At 33.7% G+C, this 16,487-nt stretch carries 12 protein-coding genes; 6 read left to right on the forward strand and 6 right to left on the reverse strand.

From position 1 onward, the window contains the following. Positions 1–6: 6 nt before the first annotated feature. The 3 genes from B3C18_RS16240 to B3C18_RS16250 are packed head-to-tail and all read left to right on the forward strand — an operon-like array spanning position 7 to position 4,525. Entirely contained in the window at positions 7–2,826 is a 2,820-nt protein-coding gene (locus tag B3C18_RS16240) for an AsmA family protein (RefSeq protein ID WP_291148789.1), read from the forward strand. Between the two features lie 11 nt (positions 2,827–2,837). Then, positions 2,838–3,329: a low affinity iron permease family protein gene (locus B3C18_RS16245; RefSeq protein WP_291148792.1), complete on the forward strand. Its 492-nt coding sequence runs from the start codon at positions 2,838–2,840 to the stop codon at positions 3,327–3,329. Further along, positions 3,326–4,525, forward strand: coding sequence for an NAD(P)/FAD-dependent oxidoreductase (locus B3C18_RS16250; protein ID WP_291148795.1), 1,200 nt, complete (start codon positions 3,326–3,328; stop codon positions 4,523–4,525). The genes B3C18_RS16245 and B3C18_RS16250 overlap by 4 nt, the downstream gene beginning before the upstream one ends. 82 nt (positions 4,526–4,607) lie before the next feature. On the opposite strand, the gene B3C18_RS16255 is transcribed toward B3C18_RS16250, so the two are convergent. Both B3C18_RS16255 and B3C18_RS16260 read right to left on the reverse strand, forming a co-directional pair. Continuing rightward, positions 4,608–5,558 (reverse strand): bifunctional helix-turn-helix transcriptional regulator/GNAT family N-acetyltransferase, encoded by a 951-nt coding sequence (locus tag B3C18_RS16255; RefSeq protein ID WP_291148797.1) that lies wholly within the window; start codon positions 5,556–5,558, stop codon positions 4,608–4,610. 445 nt (positions 5,559–6,003) lie between these two features. Further along, a complete protein-coding gene (locus B3C18_RS16260) occupies positions 6,004–7,014 on the reverse strand; it encodes a helix-turn-helix domain-containing protein (protein ID WP_291148801.1) in 1,011 nt (336 codons plus the stop codon). A 183-nt stretch (positions 7,015–7,197) separates the two neighbouring features. On the opposite strand from B3C18_RS16260, the gene B3C18_RS16265 reads away from it, so the two are divergent. Both B3C18_RS16265 and B3C18_RS16270 read left to right on the forward strand, forming a co-directional pair. Further along, positions 7,198–7,680 carry a DNA-deoxyinosine glycosylase gene (locus B3C18_RS16265; protein ID WP_291148803.1) on the forward strand — a complete coding sequence of 161 codons (483 nt, stop codon included), beginning with the start codon at positions 7,198–7,200 and terminating at the stop codon, positions 7,678–7,680. Between the two features lie 294 nt (positions 7,681–7,974). Then, positions 7,975–8,409: a DUF6526 family protein gene (locus B3C18_RS16270; RefSeq protein ID WP_291148806.1), complete on the forward strand. Its 435-nt coding sequence runs from the start codon at positions 7,975–7,977 to the stop codon at positions 8,407–8,409. A gap of 210 nt (positions 8,410–8,619) precedes the next feature. On the opposite strand, the gene B3C18_RS16275 is transcribed toward B3C18_RS16270, so the two are convergent. Then, positions 8,620–9,828: a hypothetical protein gene (locus B3C18_RS16275; RefSeq protein WP_291148809.1), complete on the reverse strand. Its 1,209-nt coding sequence runs from the start codon at positions 9,826–9,828 to the stop codon at positions 8,620–8,622. A 234-nt stretch (positions 9,829–10,062) separates the two neighbouring features. Between B3C18_RS16275 and B3C18_RS16280 the strand changes: the two genes are divergently transcribed. Next, positions 10,063–10,977, forward strand: coding sequence for a hypothetical protein (locus B3C18_RS16280; RefSeq protein ID WP_291148811.1), 915 nt, complete (start codon positions 10,063–10,065; stop codon positions 10,975–10,977). Positions 10,978–11,390: 413 nt separating this feature from the next. Here B3C18_RS16280 and B3C18_RS16285 read toward each other — a convergent pair whose 3' ends face one another. The 3 genes from B3C18_RS16285 to B3C18_RS16295 form a co-directional block, all read right to left on the reverse strand. After that, on the reverse strand, positions 11,391–13,415 hold the full coding sequence (locus tag B3C18_RS16285) for a glycoside hydrolase family 97 protein (RefSeq protein ID WP_291148814.1): 2,025 nt from the start codon (positions 13,413–13,415) through the stop codon (positions 11,391–11,393). Between the two features lie 25 nt (positions 13,416–13,440). Beyond that, positions 13,441–14,685: a glycoside hydrolase family 71/99-like protein gene (locus B3C18_RS16290; RefSeq protein ID WP_291148817.1), complete on the reverse strand. Its 1,245-nt coding sequence runs from the start codon at positions 14,683–14,685 to the stop codon at positions 13,441–13,443. 275 nt (positions 14,686–14,960) lie between these two features. After that, positions 14,961–16,475 carry a RagB/SusD family nutrient uptake outer membrane protein gene (locus B3C18_RS16295; RefSeq protein WP_291148820.1) on the reverse strand — a complete coding sequence of 505 codons (1,515 nt, stop codon included), beginning with the start codon at positions 16,473–16,475 and terminating at the stop codon, positions 14,961–14,963. Between the last annotated feature and the right edge of the window lie 12 nt (positions 16,476–16,487).

Below are 16,487 nucleotides of genomic sequence, written 5' to 3' on the forward strand. Positions count from 1 at the left end.
TACGCCATGAAAACTTCATTTAAAAATATAAGCCTTAAAATACTCAAATGGACGGGAATAGTAATAGCAGGAATCCTGCTGTTACTTTTTTTGGTTCCATTACTATTTCCCGGAAAAGTAGCCTCAGAAGTTAAAAAAATTGCCAACGAACGTTTAGACACAAAACTTGAATTTTCGAAATCTAAGCTTTCGTTTTTTACACATTTTCCATCACTGACCGTTTCGCTTGATGATATATCGATGACAGGTTCAAAACCTTTTAGCAATGATACTTTACTAAAAGCAGATCAGGTTGCGTTTGGGATAAATTTGAAAAGATTGATTTTTGACAGCGAAGTTAAAATCAACAAATTATATGTTTCGAATGCTTTAATAAATGTTATGGTCAACGAAAAAGGACAAGCCAATTACAACATTTATATCGCACCCGAAGATCGAAAAGACGAAAAAAAAGATCCAAATGCTCCCGAAGAAGGAACAGCAATAAAACTGGAACGAATTGATTTAGAAAACTGTCACGTAAAATACAACGATCGCTCGGCTAAAATTTTGGTCGATGCAAAAGGCTTTAATTATATTGGAAAAGGAAATTTAAGCGAAGATATTTTCGACTTAAATACCGATGCTAAAATTGACACCCTGGATTTCTATTATAACCGAACTGCTTATCTTAGAAAAAAAGCCGTTCGTGCTGATTTAATTACCAGAATTAATACACATGCCCTTTCGTTTATTCTTCAAAAAAATGAATTGCAGATCAATAAACTGCCTTTAACCTTTACCGGTTTATTTACTATTTTAAAAGATGGATATAAAATCAATATCAAAGCGGCTTCAGAAAACACAACTGTAAAAGATTTACTTTCTGTAATGCCTCCAGAATATTTAACCTGGCTGGATGAAACCGAAATTTCTGGAAAAAGTGATTTAGTCCTTTCTTTTAAAGGAGATTATAATGTTTCAAAAAAACAGAAACCAAATTTAGCTTTCAATCTAAAAGTGAAAGACGGAGCGATTAATTATCAAAACGCGCCCGTTCCGTTAACTGATTTTCAAATGGATTTAAACGCCATTCTGCCTTCTCTTGATACAGAACAATTACTGGTAAATCTTAGAACTTTACGATTTAAAGTGGGCGAAAAAGATTATTTCAATGCCTATTTGCATAGCAAAGGTTTAAGCGAAATGAATATAAACGCAAGCGTAAAAGGTGCGCTTGATCTTGCCGTTGTCGATGCCGCAATAGGTTTAAATACAGTAGAATTAAAAGGGCTTTTAAAAACTAATATTCAGGCGAGAGGCTTATTTAGTACTTCAAAAAAATTATTTCCTAAAACAATTGGCGGTATTTCGCTTAGAAACGGCTGGCTGAAAACAGACTCCTATCCTAACCCAATTACCGATATTACTTTTGTTGCAAACGTCTTGAACAAAGCCGGAACTTATGAAGATTTGATCGTGGCCGTTGCACCTGCATCATTTGTTTTTGAAGGAAACCCAATGTATGTAAACGCCACTTTATCTGATTTCAGCGATTTGGCTTACAATGCAAAAATTAAAGGCGAATTAAACGTTGGCCGAATCTATCAGGTATTTTCTCAAAAAGGCCTTGATGTAACCGGTTACGCAAAAGCTGATTTATCCCTTAAAGGAAAACAAAGTTACGCCACAACGGAACAATATAGTAAACTGGATAATCGCGGAACAATTGTGCTGAAAAACATCAAAGCAACATCAGAATTATTTCCAAAACCGTTTTTTATCAAGCAGGGAAATTTCCGTTTTCAGAATGAAAAAATGTGGTTTGAAAAATTCTATGCTTCTTACGGAAAATCTGATTTTGATATTAACGGATATCTTCTAAATACAATTAATTATTTTCTGGAATCGCACGGAACTTTAAGCGGAGACTTCAACCTGAAATCAAAACTGATTAATGTTGATGAATTTATGGCGCTTGAAAAAGGTGAAAATAAAGACCGAAAACTGGAAGTCGAATATGCCAAAGAAGATCACCCAAAAATGAGCGGTGTGGTTTTAGTTCCTAAAAACTTAAATGTTTCGCTTACCGCAAATGCTGATAAAGTTGAATATAACGGATTGAATTTAAATAAACTTACCGGAAAAGTAGGCATTACAAAAGGGGCTTTATATTTAGAAAATACCACTTTTAATATTATCGATTGTATTGTAGGTATCAATGCCGGATACAAAGATGAAACGCCAACAACGGCTCATTTTGATGCACATTTCAATGCCAAAGATTTTAGCGTTCAGCGTGCTTACAAAGAAATTCCAATGTTCCATGATATGGTTACGGCGGCAGAAAAAGCGCAGGGAATTATTTCTGTTGACTATAAAATAAAAGGTGATTTAAACGGAAATATGGGGCCTATTTATGAATCGCTTGAAGGCGGCGGAACTATTAATCTTCGTGATGTAAAAATTAAAGGTTTAAAATTATTTGAAGGTGTGAGTTCTCAAACCGGACAAAAAGGTCTGGATGATCCAAAAATGGAAGGAATCGAAATCAAATCAAACATTGATAATAATCTGATTTCTATTGAGCCTTTTACTTTTAGTGTAGCTAGTTTTAAACCCACTATTAAAGGAACTACCAGTTTTGACGGACTTCTGGATTTACGAATGCGTTTAGGACTTCCGCCGGGCGGTATTATTGGTTTTCCAATCGTAATAACGGGAACGCATGAAGATCCTAAAATTAAAATTTTCAGTAAAACAGGTCAAAAAATTATTGGAGCTGTTTACGATGAAAAAAATAATAAAGTCGTTAAAAAAGAAAAAGTCAGCAAGAAGAAAACCTAATTTATAAGGCAATGAAAAAGAAAAAACAAAATGGCGGAAGTGCATTTGAAAGATTTGCTTCAAAAACCTCAAAAGCTGCCGGAAGCACAACTGCTTTTATTGGTGCTTTTGTTATTGTACTGGCATGGGCAGTTTCAGGACCTATTTTCGATTATTCTGAAACCTGGCAATTAGTAATTAATACCGGAACGACGATTATTACCTTTTTGATGGTTTTCTTAATTCAAAAAGCTCAAAACAAAGATTCACTGGCAATTCAGTTAAAACTAAACGAACTGGTCGCTTCAAATGAACATTCCAGCAATAGTCTGGTTGATATTGAAAATATGACAGAAGAAGAAATGATTATTGTCCAGAAGTTTTACCGCCACTTAGCTGAACTTGCAAAGAAAGACGAAAGCATCCGAACTTCTCATTCGCTGACCGAAGCACATTCGCAGCATGAGTACAAAGATAAAAACAGAACTGAACATCGTGTCGCACGAAATAAAACTAAAAAATGAAATTACGCTCTACAGAAACTTTTTGGCCTCTTATAAGTGCCATGAATACCAGTTATCCTTCCATTGATTCTGATATTAAAACTGAGATTTTGATTGTTGGAGGAGGAATAACAGGGGCTTTAATGGCTTATAAATTAATTACCGCAGGAAAAAAAATAGTATTAGTTGACCGTCGCGACGTGGCAAACGGAAGCACCGCCGCAAGTACCGCTTTGCTTCAATATGAAATCGATGTTCCGCTGCACGAACTGATTAAACTTCGGGGCGAAAAATGTGCTGTCGACAGTTACAGAAACGGTAAGAAAGCTATTTTTGATTTGCGAAATATAATTGATACCGTAGAAAGTGACTGCGGATTTGAATTCAAAAAAAGTATTTATTTTACCTCATATAAAAAAGATATTCCGTTTTTAAAGAACGAATTTAAAGCTAGAAAACAGCGCGATTTTGATGTAACCTGGCTCAATAAATACGAACTCGAAAAAATGGGTTTAAACGCCATTGCAGCCATCGAATCTAAAACTGCTGCCGTTATGGATCCATTTAAACTGGCGAACGATTTATTGTATTACTGCCATCAAAATGGAATGCAGATTTATGACAGAACGAATATTACTTCTGTACAAACTATAAAAGGGAAATGCATTGCTCACACCGAAAATAAATTTACCATAACGGCAGATCACGTTGTGTACTGCAGCGGTTATGAAAGCACTGAAACTATTGAAGAAAAAATCGTTGATTTAAAAAGTACGTATGCACTAGCTTCTGAAATTGTTCCTGAATTACCGACAATATTAAAAAACGCTGTTGCTTGGGATACTTCTTCTCCATATTATTATTACCGCGCGACTCCAGATAACCGAATTATTATGGGCGGCGGCGACGAAGAATTTAGAGATGCCAGAAAACGTGACAAACTGCTTCCTAAAAAAGAAGCTTCTTTAATGCGTCAGTTTAAAAGACGATTCCCTAATGTAGAATTCAAATTAGATTATTCCTGGGCGGGAACTTTTGGCGAAACCAAAGACGGTCTTCCTTATTTTGGAAAACCAGACCCGAAAAAAAATATTCATTACGTCCTTGGCTTCGGAGGCAACGGAATTACTTTCAGCGTAATCGGAATGAACTCTATTGTCGATTCTATAAAAAATAAAAAAAATCCGGATTTAGATTTTTATAGGTTTGGAAGGTGAGAAAAGGTTCTAAGATGCTAAGATTCTAAGTTGCTGAGTTTTTTTCTTAGAATCTTAGCAACTTAGAACCTTAGCAACTTTCTTAAACTTTTAACTCCATTTGAATATTACATCTTTTATAAGGTGTTTCTAAACCAAAAACCTTCTCGAAACCTAATTTATAATACAAGTTTATAGCGGGTTTTAAGATCGTGTTGCTTTCCAGATAAATCTTTTTTGCTCCAAGTTCTTTAGATTTTTCAACGATTGCCTGTCCTAATAACCAACCGATATTTTTACCTTGTGCTTTTGGTGAAACGGCCATTTTTGCCATTTCAAAATCATATTCGGGATTGTTCATTTTGATAAGGGCACAGACACCTACGGGTTCGTTTTCATACAAAGCCACTAGAATTTTTCCACCTTTGTTTAAGATATATTCTTCGGGATTGTCGAGTGCTTTATAATCTGCTGCTTCCATTTCAAAATACGTTGAAATCCATTCTACGTTTAAGGCTCTAAAAGCTTCTTGATATTCATGTTTGTATTCAACGATTTTGACATCTTTGCTTTCGCGGATTTTTTTCTGATCGCTTACTCTTTTAAACATTGATTTTTGTTCCAATAGAAATTCCCATTCTTCAAGCGCCGCCCAAAGATTATGTTTAGATTCGGCGATTAAACCGTCTATTGCAACATCAATATCTTTTAATTGCTGTTGGATATTTTTCGCAAGCAAAAGTCCTTTCGCAGACAAAACAACATTGTTTTTACGTTTATCATCCGTTTTTAAATTTTCCTGAACCAATCCGGCAACAGTCATTTCCCTAATAATTTTGCTTACTGAAGGCTGCGAATGTCCAATCTCATTTGCGATTTCGGTAATCGTCAATTCTCTTTCTTCTGCTAGCGTATAAAACACAGGAAACCACTTCGGAACAAAATCTGCACCGTATAATTCATAAATTTTAGATGCGTCATCTGTTATAACCGCTGTCATTAAACGTAAACGACTTCCTAAAGCCGCTTTACCTACTTTGTTAAAAAATTCCATATCATAATTAATTATATAACTAGTTATGCAAATGTATAAAAAAAATCTTTTTTGGCAAAATATTTTTTTTAGTTGCTAAGGTTCTGAGATGCTAAGATTCTAAGTTTTTTTTCTTAGCATTTGGGGACTTAATAGTATTTATATATTTGAATTTAATAACTGAAGGCTGAGTAACAATTGAAAGACTTAACAACTAAAAATATTAGCATCTTAGAAACTTAGAATCTCAGCATCTCAGCATCTCAAAAAAAACTAAGATTCTAAGTTTGGAGCCTTTAAGTTAAACTTAAAACCTCAGCGACTCAGAATCTTAGCGTTTTTGTATATATATGTTGCTTAAAGCTAACGACATTAATTTTTTTAGAGGTTCAGAGTGACAAAGTTGCAAAGTGACAAAGTTTTAAAACCTTTGTTACTTTGTCTCTTTGAACCTTTGTCTCTTTGGCTAAACTGCCAACGGATTCAAATTAAACTTATATTCTTTTGGACTGCAGTTAAATTTTTGTTTGAAGATTTTAGAGAAATAACTTCTGCTTGTAAAACCAATGCAGTACACGATTTCAGAAATATTTAAGTCTGATGTTCTAATCAGGATTTCGGCTTTTAGAACGCGCATGTGGGTGATATAATCGTTTACGGTTCTGTTGTGGATCATTTTAAAACCTTCCTGAAGTTTATTTGGCGATAAGCCTGACTTTTTACTTAATGATTTAATGGTAAAAGGTTCTTCGGGATTTGCTTTGATGGTTTCTGAAAGTTCTTTTATTTCTTCCATTTCTCTTAAAGTTAAGCAGTTTGCTTCTTTCGAAAATGAATTTAAATCGTCTGTATGCTGTTGGATTTCCATTGCCAGAATGATTCTTAAAATACCTTCTTTCAATAAATTTCTAACTACTCCGGTTTGCGTTACGGCGTTTAACTGTTCTATTTTTTCACCAATTTTTAAATTGTATGAACCGGCATAAAAGAATTCTTCGTTTAGGTTTTCTTCAAAAAATGTTTCTCTAACCATTTGGTTTAAAGAATTTGTTTGAGTTGATTGTGTTCCCACAATTATTAAAGTGAATTTTGTTTTTTTATCTTTTTCAAAAAGCAAAACATTATCCTGGTTTAATTTTGAAGTTACAATCGCAGTCTGGAAAGTTTTTAGTTTATGTTCTTCGCCATGAATTCCAAAGCTATGCGAAAGATTTCCTTTAGAGCAATACGCAAAATATAAAGGTGATGAAATTCCGTTATTGACATTCATTTTTAAATCAACTGAAAAAGTCATATCAAACTGAACGTATGAAATATTATCATTAAAAGAAGCACCGCTAATAGAGCCTTTTGCAAAATTATTGTTTACTTCAAGTGTATATTCATCAACGTCAAAAGTTACTTTTCCGCCGAAGTTTTTATTCAATTCTTCAAATATGTTTTGAATTTTCTCTGTATGTATAGTAACTATTTTCATTTTGTTTCGATTTAAATTCTGTAATTTTAAATGATTCTTAAACCAATAGCATTTCGTTTAAAAAGCAGATATTCAAAGTTCGCTCAATCACAAACCAAAAATGTTATATAATTTTCTACAATTGTTTTATAATTACTTATCTATATAAGTTTAACTCAAATAAAATATTTCTTAATTCAATCAATGAAAAGCTATTCCTTCTCTCCTATAAGTTCAAATGATTCTAAAATTCTGATTTTAGGCACAATGCCCGGAACAAAATCATTAGAACTCAATCAATATTACGGACACAATCAGAATAATTTCTGGAAGTTTTTGTTTACCATTTTTAATGAGGATTTTTCGAATGATTACGAAACTAAAAAAGCATTTTTGCTGAAAAACAAAATTGCACTTTGGGATGTTTTACAATATTGCGATCGCGTAGGAAGTTTAGACAGCGCTATAAAAAATGAAATCGCAAATGATTTTGAAACATTCCTGAAGCAGCATCCCAAAATAAATACGATATTATTTAACGGACAAAAAGCGGCAGCATTCTTTAAAAAGTATGTTCATTTAAAAGAAACCTATACGCTTATTACACTTCCATCCACAAGTCCCGCAAACGCCGGCAAATCGTTTCAATCCAAATTAGACGAATGGAAAATTATCGGTTCTTTATAAAATTCGTGGCTAAAAAAAATCTAAATATTGAAATAATATAACTTTTGAAATTTAAAATATAACACGAAATTTCTCAGTATACTATAATTTTACAATTAAGAAATCAAAGCCACAGTTTAGAAAGAATGATGAAGAAGAGGCTTTTTAAAATTATAGATACTACTAAGACAAACTTTTTACAAGTTTAGATTATAAAGAGAACATTGGTTATGTTAGTTTATTTTTGAGAAAAAAGCTATTCTAAATTATTAGGGTAGCTTTCTTTTTTTCTACATTTAACATAAAATTCCAATTATGAAAATTCAAACTTACTACAATCATATTCGGTTTTACACTCCGCACCACTTTGTGTATTATCCTGTTTTAACGGTATTTCTTGTGTTTAGCATTTACTTTGCTTTTACTACAAACGATTGTCTTATTTGGTCTTTTATAAGCGTTGTTTTTGTGTTTTTGTTTTTTCTCGCTTATATGCTTCGTCAGCATTATGCGCTTATTTTACAAAACCGGATTGTACGTTTAGAACTCCGCTATCGTTACTTTACTCTTACCGAAAAAAGACTGGAAGAGTTTGAACACAAATTAACCGATGATCAAATCTTCGCGTTACGATTTGCTCCAGATGATGAAATCCTTCCGTTACTAGAAGATGCATTAAAAAATAACCTCAGCGGCAACGCCATAAAAAAAGCCATCATTCACTGGCGCGCAGATTATAACAGAGTTTAGATTGCTGATTTTAGATTTTAGATTTTAGACTGCAGATTTTAGATTCTCTTGATTACGATTTTTCGTTTCCTGCAAGGTTTTCAAAACCTTGTAGGTTTCTATATCATATCAATTTACTTGGAATATTTATACCTACAAGGTTTTGAAAACCTTGCAGGAACGTCAATGAATTAAATTATTTTAAAAACCTTATAACTCAAAACTCATAATTCATAACTTCTTACCTTTCATATAATTAAAAGGAATATAAAACAAAAACAGACCTAACCAAACTATTGCCACTACAATAAAAAATATGGGCATAATATTCGGGTGTAGATAATTAGGTTCGTAGAAATAGCGATCGAGCGTTAAAAATTTTTCATTCAAGGCTTTTCTATCAAAGTAATTTTCTATTCCTTCTAAACGTCTTTCCTGATTTTTAGTGTAATAAAAAACTTGAGACGTTAATTTTTGAGGAACAATATGTGTCTCGATATTGTATTTTTTAAATAAAGTATCCAGCTTCTGAAACTGATATTGCAATGAATCTTGCTTATATTTATATAATAAATTATACCTTTTTACAGCCGCTGCATATTGTTGTTTATTATCAATTAAATATCTTTTAACAGGCTTATTGTCAATCGACTTTTCCTTGACAGGCTTATAAAGCGATTTGTTTTCAAGAAAAATACAAATGTCTTTATCATATTCCGGGCTTACTTCAGTTCCTTTAAATACGATTTGTGTGCTGTCTCCAACAACTGTTTGTTTGATAATCCTGTCTTTTACAATATTTACATCTAATCCGACAAAATCGAAAATTGAATCTGCTTTTTTAGAAACTTTATTATAGGTTTCAGTTAAAACTTTTAGTGTATCAATGCTGTAATATGTCGTTACTGTACCAAATTGATCGTGATAAATCAGTTCTTGTTTTTCTTCTTTAATTACGGGATAAGGTTTTGGATATAAGATATTCTCGTAATTAAACAGTTTCTCTGAATAATAGGAACTTGAATTATATAAAAACGGATTCAAAACATTCAGTAATTCTTTGTCTTTGTTATAACTTTTCTCCGATAATTCTCCTTTCAGCTTTGCATTTTGTCCAAAACTAAAACTGATAAAAAAGGTTAAACTCGCAAAGGAAATCAGCAATAAGAAAAAACCAATCTGCAAGACTTTTTCAAATGAATAGCGTTGTCTCGCATGATTCTTCAATAAAAAAATCAGAAAGAAAAGTAAAAATAAACCGCTTATAAAAAAGTGTGAAATCGATACATCGTCAACAAACTTAAACCGGTAAAACTCTGAGTAAAGATCAATTTTCTTAATTCCTTCAAAAGTAAAATAACCGTATAAAAAATAGGCTAAATGAATGACTGCTAAAATGATAAAAGACTTAACGAAGTATTGCTTTAAGGTTTTGTTCATATCAAGGGTTTATACTCAAATATAAGCAATCGCAATGGCAATGACAAAACTCAATCTTAATTTTTGGCTTATTTAAGGTGTTTCAACCCTATTTATAAATAAGTATTATCTGATAGCTATTTTCATATACATCTGAAAATCAAAACAATAAAACCGAATAAAAATAATTTGCATGATTTTTTTTGTTAACTTTAATGATTGTAATCTCATTAATAAACCTAAAACCTCAATACCATGAAAAAATTAGTTTATTTTTTGATAATTCCTCTCTTCTTTTTTTCGGCAAACGCACAGACAACCGCCGAAATAACAAATGAAAATACTTTAACTCCTGTAAAAAATAGTTCAGATGAATTTCAGAATTCCGCAGCAGATGATCTTCCGTGGCACGGAAGGCGATTTAAAGCAACGGCTGGTGTATTCTTTCCCGTAAACAATACCGAAGTTGAAGTTAACGGAACGGGCGGAAGAATTGGAACTGATATTGATTTTGAAAAAGATTTAGGTTTTGAAACGAATACAGTTTCCTTTTTCGGGGCTTTTGAATGGCGCGCTTCCCGAAGATCTCGTTTTAATCTGGAATATTTTTATTTGAAAAGAAATGCTTCAAAAACGCTTCAAAAAGAAATAGAGTTTCAGGATCATACTTATCCAGTCAATGCACGAGTTTCTGCTTTTATGGACAATCAAATGGTTCGATTTGCTTATGGATATGCCATTATTTCTAAACCAAAATATGAATTGGGTTTATTGATTGGTGCACACGTAATGCTTGCTGATGTTGGTTTAAGACTCGAAGCTAATACACAGGAGCTAGAATATCACGACGGTGTTAACTTTACTGCTCCTTTACCCGATGTTGGAATTTGGGGTGAATTTGTGCTTGGAAAAAAGGTTGGTTTATATGCGAATGTGAATTATTTTGCTCTTAAAATAAACGATATCGACGGCCGAATTATCAGCTACAATTTATCGGTTTTATATAACGTTTATAAAAATTTCAGTCTTACAGCAGGTTATACTGGTTTAAATTTTAGGCTCGACGTTACTAAACCAAGAATTGACGGTTTCTTTAAATGGGGTTATAATGGGCCAACTTTAGCCGCAACTTACAGCTTTGGAAATCATGTGAAGTTTTATAAACATTGAGTTTTTGTTTCAGGTTTCAGGTTTAAAGTTTCAGGTTCCTATAGGAATCTAAAAATTTAACCGCAAAGTTCGCAAAGGTTTTTACGCAAAGGACGCTAAGTTTTTTTTGATAAGCTAGGTTTTATAAAACCAAAGTTCGCAAAGCTTTATGTTGATACAGCTTTGCGAACATTGTGCATTCTAAATGCAATATATTTCAAAAAAAACTTAGCGTCCTTTGCGTTAAAACACATAATTCACTCAACACAAAGCTTTGCGAACTTTGCGCTAAAATCTTAGCGTCTTTGCGGTAAAAAATCAACGAATCGTATTTAAATGAACTTATATGGTTTAAGAAAAAAAAACAAACCCGACACCTTTTTCAAGATATCGGGTTCATCCACTCAAACTTAACTCAAAATAATCTAAACTTCTTATTTCTCGATTGGAGTAAATTTTATAGCTGTTCCTCCACCAGCTGCCAATTTGATATTTAAAACGGATTGGTTATTTACCTTTTGTTTTGAAATTGTAACCGGATAAGGATTTGTTTTATAGTTTGCTCCTGCTCCATCAGCATAAATTTCGGCTTCGTATTCTTTTCCTTTGTCTAAGAAAGATAAGGTTACTTTAAGATCTCTGGCATCTTTGTTTGTAATAGAACCTAAATACCAGTTTTTCTCGTCCCAATCTTTACGAACGATTGTCGTGTATTCTCCAATTTTAGAATCTAAAACCTTAGTATCTGACCACGTACACGGAACATCTTTTATAAACTGAAATTCTGGTTTGTCAACATAATTCTCCGGTAAATCTGAAGCCATTTGCAGCGGACTGAAAATAATTACATACAATGCCAGCTGATTTGCCAAAGTTGTTTGTACTCTTGCTCCAGAAGGCGTTTTATAATCAAAATTGAAATTTCCCGGTGTGTAATCAAACGGACCCGAAAGCATTCTTGTAAACGGCAACGTTGTTAAATGCTGAGGCGTATTTCCGCCATCTACAGACCACGCATTGTATTCCTGACCTCTTCCGCCTTCTTGTGACATAAAGTTTGGATATGTACGCTGAATTCCTGTTCCTTTTATCGGTTCGTGATTGTCGATCATGATGTGATATTTGGCTGCCGTTTCGATTACTTTTCTGTAATGACGAGACGCGTACTGGCTGTCGTGCCATTCTTTTTTATCCAAATATTTGTTTACATAACCTGTTTTAACTGAGTTTACACCCATTTTTTGATACAATTTAAAGGCATCTTCAAGCTGGCCTTCATAATGTTTAGAAGCACCAGCCGTTTCATGATGCCCTATTAATCGAACATTTTTTATGGCAGCATATTTTGTAATTTCTTCCAAATTAAAATCAGGATATGCTTTTACAAAACTAAATGCCTTTCCATCGGCAGTCCAGTCGCCGTCCCAGCCCTCGTTCCAGCCTTCTACCAGAACGCCGTCAAAATTGTTTTTCGCAGCAAAATCAATGTATTCTTTTGTATTTTTTGTTGTAGCACCGTGTTTTGGACCTTGTCCCCAAGTGAATTTCTCTAAGTGCATTCCCCACCAAATTCCAATGTATTTAGAAGGCGTAATCCACGAAAGATCCTCAATTTTTGAAGGTTCGTTCAAATTCAGCATAATCGTTGAAGTTGCAACATCTCCAGGAGTTTTACCCACAACAACTGTTCTCCAAGGTGTCTTAAAAGGTGTTTCGGCATATACTTTTACACCATCAGCCCACGGCACTAAATCACTTTTGTATTGTTTATCACTTGTTTTTAAAAGCGTCATCGAAGCAAAATCAGTTAAGTTGGCTTCGTGAATCGCCACATATAAATTCTCTTTTGTTTCAAAAGTTGCCGGAGTATTTATGGTATCTGTTTTACTGATTGGCGTTTTACGGTATTCACTTTCGTAATAACTGTTTTCGCGGTGCACCGGAATCCACCAAACATCATTATTTGATTTAAAAGTAAACTGCGTGATTTCGTTTGAAATTTTCACTTTTCCTAAATGAGGCTGTTTTGGAAATTCATATCTAAATCCTACACCGTCATCAAAAACCCTGAAAATAATATCAACTAAACGCTCTTCTCCTTTTGATTCTTTTAAGTGAACAATCAATTCGTTGTGGTGATCGCGAACTTTTTTGAATTCTCCCCACGGCTGTTCCCAAGTTGCATCGGCAGATTTTTCTTCAGTCGAAACCACTTCAAAACCTTCAGTCATTTTTTGAATTCCCTGAAATTCAAATCCCATTAACGAAGGTTCTATAACCGATTTTCCGTTTGAAGTAAAACTGTATTGAGGCTGACCTGAAACTGTTAATTCAAAAACTAATTCGGTTACTTTTCCCGGCGAATTAATTTTATATGTTTTTTTAGTACCAGCACTGCAGGCGTAAATTAATATTGACGCTAAAGCAATTATACAGTATCTATATCTTATGTTTTTCATTATTTAATTGTATTAATTACAACTCTTATTTTATTTCGTTTATTAACTGTTTTGCTTTTGCGGGCTGCATAGAAACAAAATAATTAAAAGCCTGATCCAGTTTATTCTGAGCATCGGCATTGCCTTTCTTTTCTACTCGCAGGTTGTACATTTTGCTTATATCCGGAAATACAGATTCGGTATTTTTAACTCCGGCAAATGCTTTTACTTTTTCGATGTACGAATAACCAAATTCAACTGTTGGTTCAAACATGGTTCCTTCTCCAAAGTCGTTCCAGGTAATTAACTGCAGGTAATTTAAATTGGCATTTTTAGCCATAGAAAGTGTTTCATCAAGCGTTGCGCCATTGTTGTGTTCAATTGTCCATCCAATTGCTGCTCCGCCTCCGCCTTCGGCATAAAAATCTTTAAAACCAGGATAAGCACTTCCAATTGCTACAGAAAGTTTTGGTTTTGTATTGGTATAAAAATTTGTTAGATAGGTACTGTTTTTATAAACCCACGCATATTCTCCAGATGCATTTGCTCCAGCTTCTACAGATTGATCCCAAAGCGTTAAAAAAGTTGTTTTTGTCGTTATGCTATTGAAAACGTTTGTCCATTCGGCAGGCGTTTGCAATACAATTGGCCCAAAATTTAATAACAATGGTTTTCCGTTTACTTTGATATAATTTACATCATCAAAATAATTTTTCTCCATATAAGCTAAATCTGTTTTTGCTGCGCTGGTTACAGAAATTGCTTTTCCGGCATTAACAACATTTGTTGTAACTCTGTCTTCATAAACAATGGCATATTCCAGACCCACTTTATCGAGCATGGCAATAAGCTGTTCTGTATTTTCTTTTACCATTCTGTAATCGTTGACATCGTAGGTTCCGTACCAGTCGATCAAAACACCATCAATTCCTGAATATTTCATCAATAATAAATGATTTTCAATCACATTTTTATCTCCCGAATGATATGGACCAATAAGAGGATAATAGTAAGAAGCAATTTCCCTGCGGTTGTTTGCGCCTATAGTATTCGGATTTTTGTTTGCCATTGTCCAGTGGTATCCCCATTTTTTATCGGCACTGCTTTCATTGGTTTCAAACCAGGGCATATAATGCACATAAATTTTGGTGCTGTTTGTTTTTTCAACTGCAACGGGTTTAAGTACTTCTGGTTTTACTGGTTCTTCGGGACTTTTGTCATCGCTGCTGCATCCGGAAACGACTACAATGTTCAGTATCCCAAAAAACAATAATGTGATATATCTTTTCATATTGATTTAATTTTTATTTTTTGTCACAGATTAAAAGGATTAAAAAGGATTTTTATTCCCATTATCTGTGATTAAATTATTTCACGCAGATTTAAATAGATTTAAGCAGATTGTGCAGATTTATTATACATTAAAATTAGATCTGCTTTAATCTGCAAAATCTGCGTGAAACATTTTTTAAATCTTTTTAATCCTTTTAATCTGTGGCAAAAATTATTTTATAAATATGTCAGCCTTCCACGACTAACCAACATGGAAGACTGACATTTTTGAACCTAATTCAAAGGATACCCAGGATTTTGTTTCAGGTTTTTATTTGTAGTTAATACGGTACTTGGAATAGGGAAAATTGCTTTGTAAGCTTCTGTTGTTCCTTTTTCCCACCATGGCAGGAAGAAAGTTCCAAAACGAATGTTATCTGTTCTTCTTCTTCCTTCAAAAGTAAATTCTTTAAGCAATTCTTTATCTATAAAGTTAAGATCGATTGTTGCTGGCATTTCTTCTCCTGCACGCGCTGTAACTTGTTGTACAAAAGGTTTTGCTAAATCTGCAGACCCTAAACGAACGTAACATTCTGCTTGCATCATTAAAATTTCAGAATAACGAATTACTACTAAATCATGATCACGTTCCCAAGTTTCTCCGGCTTTCATTTCGTATTTTCCTAAACGAACACCTTCATTTTCTTTAGCATCAGCAACACTTGTAACTGTTTCTGTATAGGTTAACGGTTCTCCGTTATCCATTGTAATTACAGTTCCGGTTGCTAAGTTGATCTGATCTCCGGCAACCATACATTTTTTTCTTTTGTCTGTATCAGCAAATTCAGAATAAACTCCCGGCTGCGCGCACATTCCGTTGGCACTCCAAGGATAATCTCCAACTGGAGAAATTGTCAATTTATGAAGGTAATGACAAGACATTGAACTCATATAATTTCCAACTGTTCCTGCTTTTGAATCGTAAGGGATTGCAAAAATAATTTCTGGCGATTTTTGATTGTCTGTAGCAAAATTGGCAAAGAAATCCGGGGCTAATGTATAACCTGAAACTTTTTGACACATGTTGATACAATCCTGCCAGCGTTCTGTTCCTATAAAAGCTTTTGAGTTAAGATATAATCTTGCTAAAAGAGAATAGGCAACATTTTTTGTCATTTTTGAATACACTACATTTCCAGTTAAATGCGGAATTGCGTCTGTTAATTCTTTTTCAACAAAATCGTAAACTTGTTTTCTTGTAGAATTTGTTGGAAGTGCTGTATCTGCAAAATCTACAACGATTGGCACATTTCCGAATAAATCTAAAAGATTGTAATAGTAATACGCTCTCAACGCTTTTAATTCAGCATAAATTGGTGCTTTTGCATTATCTGTCAACGACGATTTATCGATTTGATAAATGATGGAGTTGATTTTTGCAATTCCGGTATAGTTGTAACGCCAAGCTGAAAGAATCATACGGTTGTCTGCTTTCCAGGTATGTTTTTGCGCATCCTGATATTGTCCGCCATCGTACCAGTTTGTTCCTCTGGTAGGAATTGTAGCTTCATCAGAAACCGTTTCGTTCAAAAAGAATACGTATTCGCAGGTTGGGTAATTGTTTGAAATTCCATCTGCAAAACCTCTTAACGAAGAATACGCCCCGCCCACTAATGCATCAATTTCTTTTGGAGTATTTCCAAAATTTCCATCTTCTACTCTATCATATAATTGTTCATCCAGATCGGTACATGATGATATCGTAAAAAGCATGCTTACTAATATTGCTGCTGTTATTTTGATTTTCATTTTTTATATTTT

Origin of the sequence: Flavobacterium sp. UBA7680, assembly GCF_002482975.1 — a bacterium.
In the GTDB taxonomy this organism is placed as follows: Bacteria; Bacteroidota; Bacteroidia; order Flavobacteriales; family Flavobacteriaceae; genus Flavobacterium.